The 17563-nt window shown below is 52.8% G+C and carries 14 protein-coding genes; 6 read left to right on the top strand and 8 right to left on the bottom strand.

Annotation, left to right across the window (positions count from 1 at the left end; translation table 11 throughout):
* Positions 1–26: 26 nt before the first annotated feature.
* A complete protein-coding gene (locus HV302_RS21770; RefSeq protein WP_016151442.1) occupies positions 27–875 on the bottom strand; it encodes an SDR family oxidoreductase in 849 nt (282 codons plus the stop codon).
* Between the two features lie 85 nt (positions 876–960).
* Here HV302_RS21770 and HV302_RS21765 point away from each other — a divergent pair, with 85 nt between their 5' ends.
* On the top strand, positions 961–1365 hold the full coding sequence (locus HV302_RS21765) for a winged helix-turn-helix transcriptional regulator (RefSeq protein WP_047358571.1): 405 nt from the start codon (positions 961–963) through the stop codon (positions 1363–1365).
* A gap of 48 nt (positions 1366–1413) precedes the next feature.
* On the opposite strand, the gene cpdB is transcribed toward HV302_RS21765, so the two are convergent.
* A complete protein-coding gene (gene cpdB, locus HV302_RS21760) occupies positions 1414–3357 on the bottom strand; it encodes a 2',3'-cyclic-nucleotide 2'-phosphodiesterase (protein WP_016155525.1) in 1944 nt (647 codons plus the stop codon).
* 187 nt (positions 3358–3544) lie between these two features.
* On the opposite strand from cpdB, the gene cysQ reads away from it, so the two are divergent.
* On the top strand, positions 3545–4285 hold the full coding sequence (cysQ, locus tag HV302_RS21755; protein WP_016151445.1) for a 3'(2'),5'-bisphosphate nucleotidase CysQ: 741 nt from the start codon (positions 3545–3547) through the stop codon (positions 4283–4285).
* Here the strand turns inward: cysQ and HV302_RS21750 are convergent.
* Positions 4275–4832: a YtfJ family protein gene (locus tag HV302_RS21750; RefSeq protein WP_047358569.1), complete on the bottom strand. Its 558-nt coding sequence runs from the start codon at positions 4830–4832 to the stop codon at positions 4275–4277. The genes cysQ and HV302_RS21750 overlap by 11 nt on opposite strands.
* Before the next feature lie 327 nt (positions 4833–5159).
* Between HV302_RS21750 and HV302_RS21745 the strand changes: the two genes are divergently transcribed.
* Positions 5160–5366, top strand: a complete 207-nt coding sequence (locus HV302_RS21745; RefSeq protein WP_003025710.1) for a DUF1107 domain-containing protein — start codon at positions 5160–5162, stop codon at positions 5364–5366.
* Positions 5367–5433: 67 nt separating this feature from the next.
* Here HV302_RS21745 and HV302_RS21740 read toward each other — a convergent pair whose 3' ends face one another.
* Together HV302_RS21740 and msrA are read right to left on the bottom strand one after the other, a co-directional pair.
* Positions 5434–6774 carry a hemolysin family protein gene (locus HV302_RS21740; protein WP_003830418.1) on the bottom strand — a complete coding sequence of 447 codons (1341 nt, stop codon included), beginning with the start codon at positions 6772–6774 and terminating at the stop codon, positions 5434–5436.
* A 152-nt stretch (positions 6775–6926) separates the two neighbouring features.
* The gene (gene msrA / locus HV302_RS21735) at positions 6927–7565 is read right to left on the bottom strand and encodes a peptide-methionine (S)-S-oxide reductase MsrA (protein WP_046275831.1); all 639 of its coding nucleotides are present in this window, start codon (positions 7563–7565) and stop codon (positions 6927–6929) included.
* Between the two features lie 212 nt (positions 7566–7777).
* Here msrA and tamA point away from each other — a divergent pair, with 212 nt between their 5' ends.
* From tamA to HV302_RS21720, 3 genes are read left to right on the top strand one after another with little or no spacing between them, the layout of a single operon-like run.
* A complete protein-coding gene (gene tamA / locus HV302_RS21730) occupies positions 7778–9511 on the top strand; it encodes an autotransporter assembly complex protein TamA (protein ID WP_016155528.1) in 1734 nt (577 codons plus the stop codon).
* Complete coding sequence (gene tamB, locus HV302_RS21725) at positions 9508–13284, top strand: autotransporter assembly complex protein TamB (protein WP_181626570.1); 3777 nt, start codon at positions 9508–9510, stop codon at positions 13282–13284. Before tamA ends, tamB begins: the two co-directional genes overlap by 4 nt.
* A 2-nt stretch (positions 13285–13286) precedes the next feature.
* Complete coding sequence (locus HV302_RS21720; RefSeq protein ID WP_016151451.1) at positions 13287–13631, top strand: gamma-glutamylcyclotransferase family protein; 345 nt, start codon at positions 13287–13289, stop codon at positions 13629–13631.
* 42 nt (positions 13632–13673) lie between these two features.
* Here the strand turns inward: HV302_RS21720 and HV302_RS21715 are convergent, their stop codons facing one another.
* From HV302_RS21715 to ppa, 3 genes are all read right to left on the bottom strand, one after another.
* Entirely contained in the window at positions 13674–15683 is a 2010-nt protein-coding gene (locus HV302_RS21715) for a TonB-dependent receptor domain-containing protein (protein WP_016155530.1), read from the bottom strand.
* A gap of 83 nt (positions 15684–15766) precedes the next feature.
* Complete coding sequence (gene yncE / locus HV302_RS21710; protein ID WP_181626569.1) at positions 15767–16837, bottom strand: 7-bladed beta-propeller protein YncE; 1071 nt, start codon at positions 16835–16837, stop codon at positions 15767–15769.
* Between the two features lie 198 nt (positions 16838–17035).
* The gene (gene ppa / locus HV302_RS21705; RefSeq protein WP_003025726.1) at positions 17036–17563 is read right to left on the bottom strand and encodes an inorganic diphosphatase; all 528 of its coding nucleotides are present in this window, start codon (positions 17561–17563) and stop codon (positions 17036–17038) included.

Genomic DNA, 17563 nt, shown 5'->3' with positions numbered 1-17563 from the left:
CACCACAATTAACTAATTTTTAACACTTACACGATGCTTTTGACGCTGTCTGCCAGCGACGTGGTTGGGCGACCAATCAGTTTGCTCAGCGTATGGCTGTCGTCGAAGAGGCCACCTTTAGAGGCACCAACGTCTGAGTCAGCCAGCATGTCCGCCAGTCCGGCAGGCAGACCTACACTTTTCAGCGCGGCGGCAAAATCAGCTTCGCTCAGATTTTGATACACCACTTTTTTACCGCTCTGTTTTGCCAGTTCGGCCGCCAGCTGGCTCAGGGTCCAGCCTGCGTCGCCCGCCAGTTCATAGATTTTACCGGCATGACCGTCTTCACTGATGACGCGCGCAGCGGCAGCGGCATAGTCGGCACGGGTCGCCGAGGCGATTTTGCCTTCTCCCGCCGCCCCAATAAACACGCCGTGTTCCAGCGCGGCTGGTGCGCTGGCGAGATAGTTTTCGGTGTACCAACCGTTACGCAGCAGCGCGTACGCGATACCGGATTCAGCCAGCATCTTCTCGGTTGCGACATGCTCATCAGCCAGCCCCAGCGGGGAGCGATCGGCGTGCAGCAGGCTGGTGTAGGCGATAAATTTCACGTGGGCCGCTTTCGCCGCGTTAATCACGTTGCGATGCTGCGGGGCACGTTGTCCCACTTCGCTGGAGGAGATTAGCAGTAACTTGTCTATCCCCTGTAAGGCTGTGGTAAAGGCAGCTTCATCACTGTAATCCGCCTGACGAACGGTAATGCCCTGCTGGCTAAGCGCCGTCGCTTTAGCAGGATTACGCACAATAGCCACAATCTGGCTGGCAGGAACGGTTTTCAGTAGCGTTTCAATAACGTGTTGGCCCAGTTGGCCAGTGGCACCAGTAATCGCGATCATAGGATAACTCCTTTGGTATTGGTCTTGTGTTTAATCACATTAACACCTAAACTTACTTTTAGTAAGTACGCACAAAAAGGTTAGTATGAAAATGACAGCTTTGACGCTCTCCCAGCAATTACGTGATGGCAACTTGTTTGCCGAGCAGTGTCCCTCCCGCGAGGTGTTAAAACACGTCACCAGCCGCTGGGGTGTATTGATTCTGGTGGCGCTGCGCGACGGTACGCACCGCTTCAGCGATTTGCGCCGTAAGATGGGCGGCGTCAGTGAAAAAATGCTGGCGCAATCCCTGCAGGCGTTAGAACAGGACGGGTTTATCAATCGGGTGTCATATCCGGTGGTACCGCCGCATGTGGAGTATAGCCTGACACCGTTGGGTGAGCAGGTGAGCGAAAAAGTCGCAGCGCTGGCGGACTGGATAGAGGTGAATTTGCCGCAGGTTTTGGCAAATCATACCGTTAAGAACGAAGACGTCCCGGCATCAACGTAAACGACCCGGTCGGGCTTGCCGGATGGCGCAGTGCCACCCGGCGTGGTCTTACTTACTCAAATCCAACTGATAAATGGCGAAGCCGATGTCATCGGTAGCGACTTTCTTCAGTGGATACTGGCCTTTCTCTTTGATAAACGCAGCGGCTTTATCAGACGGTGATGTTTCAAAGCGAATATCCAGTTGTGTCTCGCTGTGAATCGGCGCCAAACGCCAGTTGTTATCTGCCGCCGGATGAATTTCGCCTGCGCTCTTTGTCTGGGAACCTATCCATGCTGCCAGCACCGAGCGGTTTTCATCTGGTGATGCAAACGCGATGTGGCTGTCGCCGGTCCCGGCAAACTTACCGCCGTAGGCGCGGTAGTTGTTGGTCGCGACGAGGAAGGTTGCGTTCGGATCGATCGGTTTGCCGTTAAAGGTCAGATTTTTAATACGCTCCGCTTGCGGGTTAATCGTCTGGCATTCACCGTCATAGCGAGCGGGTTGTGAAACATCAATCTGATAATTCACGCCGTCAATCACGTCGAAGTTATAGGTACGGAAGCCATCCCAGTTAATTAACGACTGTGGTTTGCTGCTGTGGATATCAATCTGATTAAACTGCCCGGCAGAACATTCCAGCCACTCTTTCACCTCTTTACCGCTGGCTTTCACCACGACCAGGGTATTGGGATAGAGATACAAATCAGCGGCGTTACGGAAGGTAAGCTGACCTTTTTCGACTTCGACAAAGCTGGCCGGATCGTTCTTGCGTCCACCGACTTTAAACGGCGCAGCGGCGGAAAGTACCGGTAGTTTTGCCAGGTCCGGATCGCCCTGGATAAAATGTTCCACATAGGCTTTCTGCGCATTATTCACCACCTGCACGGTCGGGTCGTCCTGAACCAGCGCCAGATAGCTGTACATGTTGTCGGCAGATTTACCGATTGGTTTGCTGACAAATTCACGCGTGGCATCGTGATCGGCTTTTAGGATCTCAACGATTTTTTGGTCTTCGCCAGCCAGTGATTTTTTGGCCGCGGCGTCATAAATCGGGCGCGCCTGCGCTTTCCCCTGCGTAACCTGCCATTTACCGCTGTCGTTATTCAGCACTAAATCCACCACGCCCAGGTGATCGCCCCACATGCCCGGCATCACCGCAGGAACGCCATTGAGCGTACCTGTTGTGATATCTGCGCCTTTGATGTTGGCAAAGTCTTTCCCCGGGAAAACGGCGTGAGCGTGACCAAACATAATGGCATCCACGCCCGGAACTTCACTGAGGTAGTAAACGGAGTTTTCCGCCATCGCCTGGTATGGGTCGGCAGAAAGCCCGGAGTGAGCAACCACCACCACGACATCGGCACCTTTGGCTCGCATTTCCGGCACGTATTTACGTGCGGTTTCCGTAATGTCATTCACCGTCACTTTGCCGCTGAGGTTGGCTTTATCCCAGGTCATGATCTGCGGCGGCACAAAACCGATATAGCCAATTTTCAGCGTCTGCTTGTTTCCTTCCTGATCGACAACCTCAGTCTCTTTGATTAGATAAGGAGTAAACAGCGGCTTTTTGGTCTTAACGTCGATGATATTGGCGTTAACGTAAGGGAACTTCGCCCCGGCTAGCGCGTTGTGCAGATACTCAAGACCGTAGTTGAATTCATGGTTGCCAAGGTTACCCACGGCGTAATCCAGCGTATTCAGTGCCTTATATACCGGATGCGTTTCGCCCGCTTTCAGCCCCTTGGCCGCCATATAATCCCCGAGCGGGCTGCCCTGAATCAGATCACCGTTATCAACCAGCACGCTGTTTTTGACTTCACCACGTGCTGCGTTGATCAGGCTTGCCGTACGAACCAGGCCAAATTTTTCAGTCGGCGTATCTTTGTAATAATCGAAATCCATCATATTGCTATGTAAATCAGTGGTTTCCATTATACGCAGATCGACGGTCGCGGCATTGACGCTGGCTGCAATCAGCGTGGCCAGAAACGTTGCACTAAACTTAATCATCAGGGGCATCCTTTTAAGATCTAAGCCACAAAAGAAAATGTATATAAATCTTCTTGCTTACAGAACTGTGAATCATGACATGAATATAGCGTTTAAAACCGCAGACGCTATCACAGTTGGCGGATCCTTTGGCGATCGGGTATAAGTAAAACAACGAGTTAACACCACGACAGAAACGAGGTGGAGAATGTTAGAACATGTATGCCAGCTTGCACGGAATGCGGGCGATGCCATTATGCAGGTCTACGATGGAATCAAACCGATGGAGATTACCAGCAAGCAGGACGATTCTCCGGTCACGGCGGCGGATATCGCCGCGCATACGGTGATCCTCGAAGGATTACTGGCGCTGACGCCGGATATTCCGGTCCTGTCTGAAGAAGCGCCTCCTGGCTGGGATGTTCGCCAGCACTGGCAGCGCTACTGGCTGGTAGACCCGCTGGACGGTACCAAAGAGTTCATTAAGCGTAACGGTGAATTCACCGTCAATATTGCGCTTATCGAGCAAGGAAAGCCGGTACTGGGCGTGGTTTACGCGCCGGTGATGAAAGTGATGTACAGCGCGGCAGAAGGTAAAGCGTGGAAAGAAGAGTGCGGCGTGCGCAAACAAATCCATGTTCGTGACGCGCGTCCGCCGTTGGTGGTGATTAGCCGCTCGCATGCTGACAATGAGTTAAAAGAGTATCTGCAACAGTTGGGTGAGCACCAGACCACGTCGATTGGCTCATCGCTGAAGTTCTGCCTGGTGGCGGAAGGGCAGGCACAACTGTACCCACGTTTTGGGCCAACTAACGTATGGGACACCGCCGCTGGCCACGCCGTTGCCGCCGCAGCCGGGGCGCACGTTCACGACTGGCAGGGGAAATCTCTGGATTACACCCCACGTGAATCATTCCTCAACCCCGGCTTCCGCGTTGCTATTTACTGAGTAATTTGTGCAGCAGGGCAATAACCTGCTGCACCTCTTCCTGCGTCAACGCACCATCTTTTGCCCACTGAACGCGTCCGTCCTTGTCAAGTACGGCGATAGCGGAGCTCTCTTCATCCAGTTGCCAGGCTTTACGCGCAATGCCATTGCTGTCGACAATAAATTGTGACCACGGGTAGAGCTTCTTATTGCTCTCCAGACTGCTGCGCACAAACATACCGGAGCCAGGAATGGCGTCATCGGTGTTGACGATCGTGGTGGTCTGGTATTTGTCGTGCGGCAGGTTGGCCGCCTTGATTGCCTCGATCAGCGTAGCATTTTTCTCTTTGGCGGAGGTGCGTCCGGCAATGTGTTGCACAATTCGCACTTTCCCTGGCAGCTGCGCGCTATTCCAGCTTTTGTAGCTAAACTTATCGTTATCGAGAATCAGTTCGCCACGATCGGCGATCCCCACCGGCGGTACGCGTTGGTTAGTCTCAAACGAATGCGCACCGGCAATCATCGGCAGCAGCAGGCACGACAGCGCCAGCAGTTTTTGTAAGGTCATAGGTTTTCCTTCTTTCTTTATTTTGCAGGTGATCCGACCACTTGGGTCTGGAATTTAATCATATGTGCGATTGATGCTTTTTCCCGCAAGCGCGATGCCAGTTTGCGGACGGGCGCACAAATCCTGCGAAAAATGAAGGCTTATACTGAAGACAGCGAAGCGTTGAAAAGATAATTCTGAATATTTGTAACCTGAAGGTAAATAAACTTATACACGCTGGAAACATGAGCGAGATAGTCTATAGTCATAGGGCATTAAAATTTGCGCCTGAGGATTGTCGGACCGATTGTGGTACCGCAAAGGCGTAATGCTCAGCAGGAGACAACAATGAAAATTTTCCAACGATACAACCCGCTGCAGGTGGCGAAGTACGTGAAGATCCTGTTTCGTGGACGGTTATATATCAAGGATGTAGGCGCTTTTGAATTTGATAAGGGTAAGATTCTTATCCCAAAAGTGAAGGACAAACTGCATTTTTCCGTGATGTCCGAAGTTAACCGTCAGGTCTTGCGTCTGCAAACTGAGATGGCTTGATCAAAGTGCTATGCGGTAGTTAAAAAAACGGCTCCTGGATGGGAGCCGTTGATGTTTCTGCAGGACGTTAAGACGCCTTTGCCTCTTCTTTTGCATCCGGCAGTTTCGGTACCAGTACGGTAGGTTTACTGTCCAGACGCGTCACCAGCAGCTGATCGATCTTGTAGTTATCGATATCCACCACTTCAAATTTGTAGCCTGAATACTTCACCGAGTCGGTGCGTTTCGGGATTTTACGCAGCATGAACATCATAAAGCCGCCGATGGTTTCATAGTTGCCGGACTGCGGGAACTCATCGATATCCAGGACGCGCATAACGTCATCAATCGGCGTACCGCCATCGACTAACCATGAGTTTTCATCGCGCGCCACGATCTGCTCTTCCAGACCCTGACCGACTAAATCGCCCATCAGCGTAGTCATAACGTCGTTGAGCGTGATAATCCCCACCACCAGCGCGTATTCGTTCATGATGACGGCAAAGTCTTCGCCTGCGGTTTTGAAGCTTTCCAGCGCTTCAGAGAGCGTCAGCGTATCCGGCACAATCAGCGTATTGCGGATCTGTACGCCACTGTTCAGCGCCATGCTTTGGTTCGCCAGTACGCGGTTGAGGAGATCCTTTGAATCGACATAGCCAATGATGTGGTCGATATCTTCGTTACACACCAGGAATTTGGAGTGTGGGTGTTCCGCCACCTTGTTCTTCAGGCTTTGCTCATCTTCGTGGAGATCGAACCAGATAATATTCTCGCGCGAGGTCATGGAAGACGGTACGGTACGGGATTCCAGTTCGAACACATTTTCAATCAGCTCATGTTCCTGCTTACGCAGAACCCCTGCCAACGCACCCGCTTCGACCACGGCGTAAATATCGTCCGAGGTGATGTCGTCTTTACGCACCATCGGGATCTTAAACAGACGGAAGATGTTATTTGCCAGACCGTTAAAGAACCACACCAGCGGGCGGAAGACGAGCAGGCAGAAGCGCATCGGGTTGATGATACGCAAAGCCACAGCTTCTGGCGCAATCATACCGATGCGTTTCGGAGTTAAATCCGCGAACAGGATGAACAGGCCAGTAACCAGCGAGAACGACAGAATAAAGCTTAACTGTTCGGACAGCTCTGGAGTGAAGTACTTCGAGAAAAGGCTGTAAAACGCCGGGGAGAATGCCGCATCACCGACAATACCACCGAGAATAGCGACCGCGTTAAGGCCTATTTGCACAACGGTAAAAAACATGCCGGGGTTTTCCTGCATCTTCAAAACACGTTGTGCGTTTACGTTGCCTTCATCGGCAAGCAGTTTAAGTTTTATTTTGCGTGATGCAGCAAGCGAGATCTCGGATATCGAGAAAAACGCACTCACGGCGATCAGGCAGAGAATGACTAAAATACTGTTTAACATATCTTATCCGACCGTTAAGGCCAGATCCTCGGAAGGGATAAATTGATAAATCCGTGTGAAATACACATTGAAAACCGGTCCGAAGGGAGTGGACCGGCAATTTCAGGAGCTAGTATAGCGTAAGGTACTGTAAAGCCGCCAGAGGGTGGCGATTATCCTTGTGGCGGCAGACAAACGCCAATCCCGCCAATGCCACAGTACCCATAAGGATTTTTATGCAGATACTGCTGGTGGTCGTCCTCGGCATAGTAGAACGGGGTTGCGGTAGTGATTTCCGTTGTAATAGTGCGCTCGTCGCCAGCGGCGGTCATTGCTGCCTGAAAACGCTCAAGGCTTGCCTGTGCCGCGACGGTTTGCTCCGGTGTTAACGGGTAAATGGCGGAGCGATACTGCGTCCCCTGGTCGTTCCCCTGACGCATGCCCTGCGCCGGGTCGTGATTTTCCCAGAACACCTGCAGCAGTTGCTCGTAGCTGATAACATGCGGATCATAGACGACGCGTACCGCTTCGGCGTGTCCGGTATCGCCGGAACACACTTCCCGATAGGTTGGGTTAGGGGTGTAGCCGCCGGTATATCCGGCCGCTGTGCTGTATACCCCGGGTAATGACCAGAATAAACGTTCAACGCCCCAGAAACATCCCATGGCGAAAAAGGCTATCTCCATACCGTCGGGCACGTTGGTCATCGAATGTTGGTTAACCGCATGCAGCGTTGCCACTGGCATCGGGGTGTTGCGTCCAGGTAGGGCATCTGCTTGAGTAACAAGATGCTTTCTATCAAATAAACTCATGGCCGTTCTCCCGAAATCAGTCATTTGGGTTAAGGTTGTAACGAGACGCGTCTTTGCCCACAATAAACGGCGTGAATACGTCTAGAGTTAAACATAAGAAATATTTGGGTTGTCGTCTGTTTTTCAACTCTTATTGTTGATTTTTTGTTAAGCCGAGGAACGGCATAGTATTTTTTTCCAGGGGTGGGAAAAAAGGATATTCAGGAGAAAATGTGCCACATATCCGTCAGTTATGTTGGGTGGGATTACTGTGCTTAAGTGGCTCCGCCGCCGCAGCGAATGTTCGCTTACAGGTCGAAGGATTATCAGGACCGCTGGAGAAAAACGTCCGTGCGCAGCTATCCACGATTCAAAGTGATGAAGTCACTCCAGACCGACGCTTTCGTGCGCGCGTTGATGATGCCATCCGCGAAGGGCTAAAAGCGCTGGGCTACTTTGAGCCCACCATTGATTTTGAGCTGCGTCCGCCGCCGGCGAAAGGACGCCAGGTGCTGATTGCCAAAGTGACCCCTGGTGAGCCGGTGCTGATTGGCGGCACCGAAGTGATTCTGCGCGGTGGCGCACGTACGGATAAAGATTACCTGGATCTGCTGAAAACGCGACCGGCAATCGGCACCGTGCTGAATCAGGGGGACTATGATAACTTCAAAAAATCACTCACCAGCGTGGCGCTGCGCAAAGGCTATTTCGACAGTGAATTTAATAAAAGCCAGCTTGGGATAGCGCTCGAACGCCGCCAGGCATTCTGGGATATCGATTACAACAGCGGTGAACGCTATCGCTTTGGGCATGTCACTTTTGAAGGCTCGCAAATTCGCGATGAGTACCTGCAAAATCTGGTGCCCTTTAAAGAGGGTGAAGAGTACGAGTCGAAAGATCTGGGCGAACTGAACCGTCGTCTGTCGGCGACCGGATGGTTTAATTCCGTGGTCGTCGCACCGGAATTTGATAAAGCCCGTGAAACCAAAGTGCTGCCGCTGAAAGGCGTGGTGTCGCCGCGAACTGAAAATACCATCGAAACCGGGGTCGGTTACTCAACTGACGTCGGTCCACGGGTGAAGACCTCGTGGAAAAAGCCGTGGATGAACTCCTATGGCCACAGCCTGACCACCAGCGCCAGCATCTCTGCGCCAGAGCAGGTTCTTGATTTCAGTTATAAAATGCCGCTATTAAAGAACCCGCTGGAGCAGTATTACCTGGTGCAGGGGGGCTTTAAGCGTACCGATTTAAACGATACCGAGCAGGACTCCACTACGCTTGCGGTTTCCCGCTACTGGGATCTCTCCAGCGGCTGGCAGCGCGCGATCAACCTGCGCTGGAGCCTCGACCACTTTACCCAGGGTAACGTCACTAACACCACCATGCTGCTCTATCCGGGCGTGATGATCAGTCGGACGCGCTCGCGCGGCGGTCTGATGCCAGTCTGGGGCGACTCCCAACGTTATTCCATCGATTACTCCAACACGGCCTGGGGTTCAGACGTTGATTTCTCCGTCTTCCAGGCGCAAAACGTCTGGATCCGCACGCTGTACGATCGTCATCGCTTTGTAATGCGCGGCAACCTCGGCTGGATCGAAACCGGGGACTTCGACAAAGTACCGCCGGATCTGCGTTTCTTCGCCGGGGGCGATCGCAGCATTCGCGGCTACAAATACAAATCTATTTCGCCTGAAGGCAGCGACGGCAAGCTGAAAGGGGCCTCGAAGCTGGCGACCGGCTCGTTGGAATATCAGTACAACGTGACCGGAAAATGGTGGGGCGCGATGTTTGTCGATAGCGGCGAAGCGGTCAGCGATATCCGCAGAAGCGATTTCAAAACCGGTGCCGGGGTCGGCGTACGCTGGCAATCGCCAGTGGGACCCATCAAGCTCGACTTTGCTGTCCCTGTGGGCGACAAAGATGAACATGGTTTACAGTTTTACATCGGTCTGGGGCCTGAATTATGAGTTTATGGAAGAAGATAAGCCTCGGCGTGCTGATTTTTATCCTGCTGTTGTTAGGCACGGTGGCGTTCCTCGTCGGCACCACTTCGGGCCTGCATCTGATCTTCAAAGCGGCGAATCGTTGGGTTCCGGGGCTGGAGATTGGTCAGGTCACCGGCGGCTGGCGGGATTTATCGCTCAAAAATATTCGTTATGACCAACCTGGCGTGGCGGTGAATGCTGGCGAAGTGCATCTGGCCGTGGGGCTTAACTGCCTGTGGGACAGCAGCCTGTGCGTCAACGATCTGTCGCTGAAAAATATCAACGTGGCGATCGACAGCAAAAAGATGCCGCCATCAGCGCCGGTTGAAGAGGAAGAGAGCGGTCCGCTTAACCTTTCCACACCTTACCCAATCACGCTTTCGCGCGTGGCGCTGAACAACATCAATATCAAAATCGATGACACCACGGTTTCGGTGCTGGAATTTACCTCCGGCCTGAACTGGCAGGAAAAAACGCTGACCCTGAAGCCAACGTCATTACAGGGGCTGCTGATTGCCCTGCCTAAAGTGGCGGAAGTGGCGCAGGAAGAGGTTGTCGAACCAAAGATTCAAAATCCGCAACCGGATGAAAAACCGCTCGGCGAAACGCTAAAAGATCTGTTCTCAAAGCCGGTGCTGCCGGAAATGACCGATGTCCATCTGCCGCTCAATCTCAACATTGAAGCGTTTCGCGGCGAGCAGCTGCGCGTGACCGGGGATACGGATTTAACGGTACATAACATGCTGCTGAAAGTGAGCAGCATTGACGGCAACATGAAACTCGATGCACTGGATATCGACTCGAATCAGGGGACGGTAAAAGCCAGCGGCACGGCGCAACTGACCGACACGTGGCCGGTCGATATTACGTTAAACAGCACGCTCAACGTCGACCCGTTAAAAGGCGAAAAGGTGAAGCTGAAGGTCGGCGGCGCGCTGCGTGAACAGCTGGAAGTCGGCGTAAATCTGTCTGGTCCGGTGGATATGGACCTGCGGGCGCAGGCGCGTCTGGCGGAAGCCGGATTGCCGCTCAACCTTGAGGTGGTGAGTAAGCAGGTTTACTGGCCGTTTACCGGCGACAAGCAGTTCCAGGCTGATGACGTCAAGCTCAAACTGACCGGTAAGATGACCGACTATACGCTGTCGATGCGTACCGCTGTGAAAGGGCAGGATATTCCTCCGGCTACCATCACGCTGGACGCCAAAGGCAACGAACAGCAGATCAATCTCGACAAACTCAGCGTTGCGGCGCTGGAAGGGAAAACTGAGCTGAAAGCGCTGGTGGACTGGCAGCAGGCGATCAGCTGGCGCGGGGAGCTAACGCTGGATGGCATCAACACGGCGAAAGCGATCCCGGAGTGGCCATCAAAACTGAATGGCCTGGTGAAAACTCGCGGCAGTCTGTACGGCGGAAGCTGGCAGATGGAGGTGCCCGAGCTGAAGCTGACCGGCAACGTGAAGCAGAACAAGGTTAATGTGCACGGTTCGCTGAAGGGTAACAGCTACCTGCAGTGGACGATCCCGGGCCTGCATCTGGAACTGGGACGCAACAGCGCCGATGTGAAAGGGGAACTGGGGGTCAAAGACCTCAATCTCGACGCGACGATTGATGCCCCGAGTCTGGATAACGCGCTGCCGGGACTGGGCGGTACGGCGAAAGGGCTGGTAAAAGTTCGCGGTACGGTTGAAGCGCCACAACTGCTGGCGGATATCACCGCCCGGGGTCTGCGCTGGCAGGAGCTGTCCGTCGCTCAGGTGCGCGTCGAAGGCGACGTGAAATCGGCAGAGCAAATCGCTGGTAATCTCAACGTTCGCGTAGAGCGGATTGTACAGCCTGACGTGAATATTGGCCTGGTGACGCTCAATGCCAAAGGTAGCGAAAAGCAGCATGAGCTGCAGTTGCGCATTCAGGGGGAACCGGTCTCCGGGCAGCTCTCCCTGGCAGGTAGCTTTGATCGCAAAGAGCAGCGCTGGAAAGGTGCGTTAAGCGATACCCGCTTCCAGACGCCGGTCGGTCCGTGGTCCCTTAACCGCCCTGTCGCGCTGGATTATCGCAATCAGGAACAGAAAATCAGCATTGGGCCGCACTGCTGGAACAACCCGAATGCGGAACTGTGCGTACCGCAAACCATTGATGCCGGTGCACAAGGACGCGCGGTGGTGAACCTTAACCGCTTTGACCTGGCGATGCTAAAACCGTTTATGCCGGATACAACCCAGGCCAGCGGCGTTTTCACTGGCAAAGCTGATGTGAGCTGGGACACCACCAAAGAGGGGCTGCCGCAGGGGCAGGTTACGCTGAGCGGACGTAATGTGAAGGTCACGCAAAGCGTGAACGATGCGCCGCTCCCTGTGGCGTTTGAAACGCTGAATCTGACCGCCGACCTGCACAATAACCGTGCCGAGCTGGGCTGGCTGATTCGCCTGACCAACAACGGGCAGTTTGACGGCCAGGTGCAGGTGACGGATCCGCAAGGACGCCGCAGTCTCGGCGGCAACGTCAACATCCGCAACTTCAATCTGGCGATGGTGAACCCCATTTTCTCGCGCGGTGAAAAAGCGGCTGGGGTGATCAACGCCAACCTACGTCTGGGCGGTGATGTGCAAAGCCCGCAGCTGCTCGGACAGCTGCAGCTGAGCGGTCTGGATGTCGACGGCAACTTTATGCCGTTTGACATGCAGCCAAGCCAGTTAGCCGTTAACTTCACCGGAACACGCTCAACGCTGGCGGGCGTGGTGCGTACGCAGCAGGGCGAAATTAACCTGAGCGGCGATGCCGACTGGAGTCAGATAGACAACTGGCGGGCGCGCGTTGCGGCTAAAGGCAGCAGGGTTCGTATTACCGTGCCGCCGATGGTCCGCCTGGACGTATCGCCGGACGTGGTCTTTGAAGCCACGCCGAGCCTGTTTACCCTCGATGGCAACGTGGATGTGCCGTGGGCGCGTATCGTGGTACACGACCTGCCGGAGAGCGCGGTAGGGGTTTCCAGCGATATGGTCATGCTTAACAACAATCTGCAACCGGAGAAACCGCAGACAGCAGGTATTCCGATCAACAGCAACCTGAACATCCACGTCGGTAACAACGTGCGTATTGACGCCTTTGGTCTAAAAGCGCGTCTGACGGGCGATCTGAAAGTGGTGCAGGATAAGCAGGGGCTGGGGCTGAACGGACAAATTAATATTCCGAGCGGGCGTTTCCATGCCTATGGTCAGGATCTGATTGTGCGTAAGGGCGAACTGTTGTTCTCCGGTCCGCCTGATCAGCCGTTACTCAACATCGAAGCAATTCGTAACCCGGAAGCCACCGAAGACGACGTGATCGCCGGGGTTCGCGTCACGGGCACTGCCGATGAACCGAAGGCGGAAATCTTCTCCGACCCGGCGATGTCGCAGCAAATGGCGCTTTCCTACCTGCTACGCGGACAAGGACTGGATAGTGAACAGAGCGACAGCGCGGCAATGACTTCAATGCTTATTGGTCTGGGGGTTGCACAAAGTGGTCAGGTTGTGGGTAAAATCAGGGAGACATTTGGCGTAAGCAATCTGGCACTGGACACACAAGGGGTGGGTGATTCATCTCAGGTGGTTGTCAGCGGATACGTACTGCCAGGTCTGCAGGTGAAATATGGTGTGGGTATATTTGACTCCTTAGCGACACTCACGCTACGTTATCGTCTGATGCCTAAGCTATATCTGGAAGCTGTGTCTGGCGTAGATCAGGCACTTGATTTGCTCTATCAGTTCGAGTTTTAGCAATGCGAATATTTGTCTACGGCAGTTTACGAACCAAACAAGGCAACAGCCACTGGATGACCAATGCCCTGTTGCTGGGAAATTTCAGTATCGACAACTACCAGTTGTATAGCCTGGGCCACTATCCAGGCGCCGTTCCAGGAGAGGGAACAGTACACGGGGAAGTTTATCGTATTGATAACGCCACGCTGGCAGAGCTTGACGCTCTGCGTACCCGTGGCGGTGAATACGCACGCCAGTTAATTCAAACGCCGTACGGAAGTGCATGGATGTACGTGTACCAACGTCCGGTTGATGGCTTAACGCTGATTGAAAGCGGTAACTGGTTAGACCGAGACCAGTACTGATATGAACACGCCACCCTCGGGTGGCGTTGTTTTATTCTGGATTTAAAACTCCACGCGCGCGCCGAGGTTATAGCGGCGTCCTTCCACCTGTGCGGATTCGTTCCACGCGGTTGTCAGTTTCGGATCTTCATCCAACACGTTGTAGACCCCAGCCATCAGTTGCGTGTGCTTATTGAGCTGATAACGTACGCCTACGTCCACCATTGTGTAGTCATCGTATTTATAGTTATTGCCGCTGTTGCGGTTACTGCTGCGATAATTCACCGTACTCCATACGTCCAGGCTTTGCGTTGCCGCCCAGTTCAGCGACAGATTCGCCATATGGCGCGGATAATCGTTGAGCGCGTAGCCTTTGTTAACGCCGCTTTTTTGTTCGCTGTGGTTCCAGGTGTAGTTAGCGTTGGCTTTTACATCGGCGGTAATCTGCCAGTCGGCATTCAGTTCTATACCGTATACATCCGCCTCGCTGACGTTGAAGTATTTACTGACGGAATCCGCGTTGTAGCCGTTGACGGAGCACTGGTTCGTCGACGTGGTTTCACAAATAGTTTGTTCAGCAATTTTGTCTTTGAACTGCGTATAGAAGACGGTGCTGTCGAGCGATAGCGCATCTCCCGTCCAGTAGAGGCCCAGTTCAGAGTTAACGCTTTGTTCAGGTTTCAGGTCGTCGTTACCAACGGTGAGGAAGGGATAAGGTACGGTTGAGCCGTAAGGAGTTACGAAGTTGCTGGACGTCGCGCGCAGCTCCGGTTTTTTATAGCCTGCGGAAACGCCGCCTTTCAGCGCCCAGTCATTGCTAAAGGCCCAGTTACCGTACATTTTCGGCGTAATATGTGTGCCAAAATTGTCATCCTGGTCCATCCTCGCTGACGTGGTCAGGATGAAATCGCCAATGCTCCAGCCGTCTTCAGCAAACAATGCCCAACCGTTACGGCTGATTTTGGTCACCGGGTCAGATCCGGGCAGCGTTTTGTTGGCCACATCAAAGCGGTCATTCAGCTCTTCGCGCGTGAAATTCGCCCCAACGGTCAGTTTATGGGTGTCGAGCGTGAAAGTGGTTTGCGAATTGGCGACGTAGTTCTCCATCTGCACATACTGCGGGGACTGTCCGTCATAAACGTACTTCGAACGGCCTTTTTCATAGTTTATGTAGTTGGTTGTCGCGATGGTGTCGTCTGCATACCAGCCGGTATGCGTCAGGGTGGCGGCGTTACGATCGAACAGCCATGACCACGGCGCACCGCGTTTCTGGGTACGGTTTTTTTCCTGCTCACCGGTGACCACGTTGAGATCGAACAGGTTATTCTCGCTGGCGGCCAGGCCCAATGTCATATCAACGGATTTACGATTGTGTTTGCCAAAATAGTTATTGCGATCGTCATCGCGACGGTCAAGCCAGTCGGCCGCCACGCTAAGGCCGAGAACATCGGGCACAATCGGCCCCATGGTAAACAAATTCATCTGGCTGGTATTACCTAAATACTGGTGTTCCTGCAGCCAGGTATTGGCAGCAATTGCCGTGGTCCACTCTTTTGCGCCGTACGGTTTTTTGGTAATGACGTTAACCACACCGCCGATGGCGTCTGAACCGTACAGCGAGGACATCGGCCCACGGATAACTTCGATACGCTCAATGGCCTCCATTGGCGGTAAGAAGTTGGCTTCAGTACCAATATCATGTCCGTAAGGACGAGATTCACCGGTATTTTGTTTGACGCTGTTGACCATAAAAGCGGTATAGGACGGGTCCATGCCGCGGATCATAATGCTACCGGCGTTCATGCCACTGCTGTTGGTGACCGAGACACCGGGAAGGTTTTTAATGGCTTCACCGATGCTACGGTCCGGCTGAATATCCAGCGTGTTACGATCGATAACTGAAATAGTGGCCGGCGCTTCGCGTTTTTGCTGCGAGAATCCGGATGCGGTGATCACCATTTCATCTTCGCTAGTGCGTGAGGTCTCGGTGAGTTCTTCTGCCTGGGTGGGGAAAATAACACCGCCTGAGAATGCAACGATCCCTGTCAGCGTAATAAGTTGACGCGTTTTCATAATATAGACACCTGAAAAGTAAAAAATAAAAACATCACCTTGCAGCTCAAAAAAGCTGCAAGGTGCAGATAGTTTTTTAATTATTAATATTTAGAGAGATCGATTTTCAGCACGTAGTCGGGCTTCACACCTGTCATTTTTTCCGACTGTTTGACGCTGACGTACAGGGTGTTAGCATCTGCCGAGAGCGCCAGGCTGTTAGGTAATGCATTGGTTTCAATGCTTTGTTTTACCTGGTAGGTCTTGCTGTTCACAATGCTGATGCGTTTAGCATTACGGTGGGTGATATAAACTTCCTGGCGTTTTTCGTTATATATCACTGCCAGCGAGTTAATAACCTTAATTGGTGCAATAACCTTACCGGTATTAAGATCAAAAACCAGTACGTCCGCTAAATCCGGATCGGTCAGGAATGCGCGGTTATTTTTTGCATCCAGGGCAATATTCAGGAAAAAATGTTTTTTATCTGGCTCAATGGTAAAGCGATTAATAATTTGATGGTTGGTGGTATCCAGCGTAATAAGTTCGTTTCGGCCATTCACAACATACAGGCGGTTCTTATTTGCATCCACGGCCATGCCGGTCGGGTACTGGCCCATGTTCTCGAGGGTGGCGATTTTCTCGCGCTTTTGTGTGTCCACCACCCAGACTATGCCCTTTTCAGCCACGCCGGAAACGTACAGACGGTGGTGCTGTTTATCGAGCACCATTTCACGCGTATGAACAATATCTTTCGGGTTTTTGGCTTCGCTCAGTTGCAGTATCGCCAGCTCTTTACCGCTGCGGGTATCGACTAGCGTTACTGAACCTTCCAGCGTGTTGCCGACATACAGCACCTGGTTTTCTTCATCCAGCGCGGTGGCAAAGGCACGACGACTGGTGTCGATGACTTCAGTCGTCGTGAGTTTCTCCAGATCGAGTTTGTAGATAAGCCCGCTGGTTTTATCTTTATCAAACGACGGCGACGAGGCGACAAAAAGCGCATTCTGCTGGCTATCAACCGCCAGCTCATACACGCCGTTACCGACATCGCGAGTCAGAAAATCTTTCTCAGGTAGCGTCTGCGCCACGCTGGACAGGCTGGTAAATAACAGCGCTGTGGCGAGTGCCACGCAGGAATAGCGTTTCAGGGACTTCACATTGTGGAGGTACATTGACTTTTATTCACATTTATTTACATTCTGAGAATGATAATGAGATCTAATATCATTCGCAATTAAGATAAATGAAATGTGACTACCCATTCTGGTAGGTCAAAAAGAAAACAGCGAAGGGGAGAGGTGGTAGAAGTAGAAATTTAAAAACCCTTACTAACCAGAGACTGGCGTTCAGGGTTTTAAGCTAACGCGAACTTACTTCTTCGCGCGCTCGAAAGAAGCAACGATTTCAGCTTTAGCGGCTTCAGCGTTGTCCCAACCGTCAACTTTCACCCATTTGCCCGCTTCGAGATCTTTGTAGTGTTCGAAGAAGTGGGTGATCTGCGCTTTCAGCAGTTCCGGCAGGTCGGTCACATCTTTGATGTGATCGTATTCTTTGCTCAGCTTAGTGTGCGGAACCGCAACCAGTTTCGCATCTTCACCGGATTCGTCAGTCATTTTCAGTACGCCAACCGGACGGCAGCGGATCACTGAACCTGGCTCCAGCGGGTACGGAGTCGGGACAAGAACGTCTACCGGGTCACCGTCCAGAGACAGGGTGTGGTTGATGTAACCGTAGTTGCACGGATAGAACATCGCGGTGGACATGAAGCGGTCAACGAACAGGGCGCCGCTCTCTTTGTCAACTTCGTATTTGATCGGATCTGCGTTGGCAGGGATCTCGATAACAACGTAGATATCTTCCGGCAGATCTTTACCGGCAGGGACGTTGAGTAAGCTCAT

Source organism: Citrobacter sp. RHBSTW-00859, assembly GCF_013729795.1.
Lineage (GTDB): Bacteria > Pseudomonadota > Gammaproteobacteria > Enterobacterales > Enterobacteriaceae > Citrobacter > Citrobacter braakii.
Note: the sequence above shows the minus strand (reverse complement) of the source record. Positions and strands in the feature narration are given on the sequence as shown.

Bases quoted from the DNA above. Each gene is read 5' to 3' on its own strand.
- HV302_RS21770 (WP_016151442.1), bottom strand. From the start codon at position 875: ATGATCGCGATTACTGGTGCCACTGGCCAACTGGGCCAACACGTTATT.
- HV302_RS21765 (WP_047358571.1), top strand. From the start codon at position 961: ATGAAAATGACAGCTTTGACGCTCTCCCAGCAATTACGTGATGGCAAC.
- cpdB (WP_016155525.1), bottom strand. From the start codon at position 3,357: ATGATTAAGTTTAGTGCAACGTTTCTGGCCACGCTGATTGCAGCCAGC.
- cysQ (WP_016151445.1), top strand. From the start codon at position 3,545: ATGTTAGAACATGTATGCCAGCTTGCACGGAATGCGGGCGATGCCATT.
- HV302_RS21750 (WP_047358569.1), bottom strand. From the start codon at position 4,832: ATGACCTTACAAAAACTGCTGGCGCTGTCGTGCCTGCTGCTGCCGATG.
- HV302_RS21745 (WP_003025710.1), top strand. From the start codon at position 5,160: ATGAAAATTTTCCAACGATACAACCCGCTGCAGGTGGCGAAGTACGTG.
- HV302_RS21740 (WP_003830418.1), bottom strand. From the start codon at position 6,774: ATGTTAAACAGTATTTTAGTCATTCTCTGCCTGATCGCCGTGAGTGCG.
- msrA (WP_046275831.1), bottom strand. From the start codon at position 7,565: ATGAGTTTATTTGATAGAAAGCATCTTGTTACTCAAGCAGATGCCCTA.
- tamB (WP_181626570.1), top strand. From the start codon at position 9,508: ATGAGTTTATGGAAGAAGATAAGCCTCGGCGTGCTGATTTTTATCCTG.
- HV302_RS21720 (WP_016151451.1), top strand. From the start codon at position 13,287: ATGCGAATATTTGTCTACGGCAGTTTACGAACCAAACAAGGCAACAGC.
- HV302_RS21715 (WP_016155530.1), bottom strand. From the start codon at position 15,683: ATGAAAACGCGTCAACTTATTACGCTGACAGGGATCGTTGCATTCTCA.
- yncE (WP_181626569.1), bottom strand. From the start codon at position 16,837: ATGTACCTCCACAATGTGAAGTCCCTGAAACGCTATTCCTGCGTGGCA.
- ppa (WP_003025726.1), bottom strand. From the start codon at position 17,563: ATGAGCTTACTCAACGTCCCTGCCGGTAAAGATCTGCCGGAAGATATC.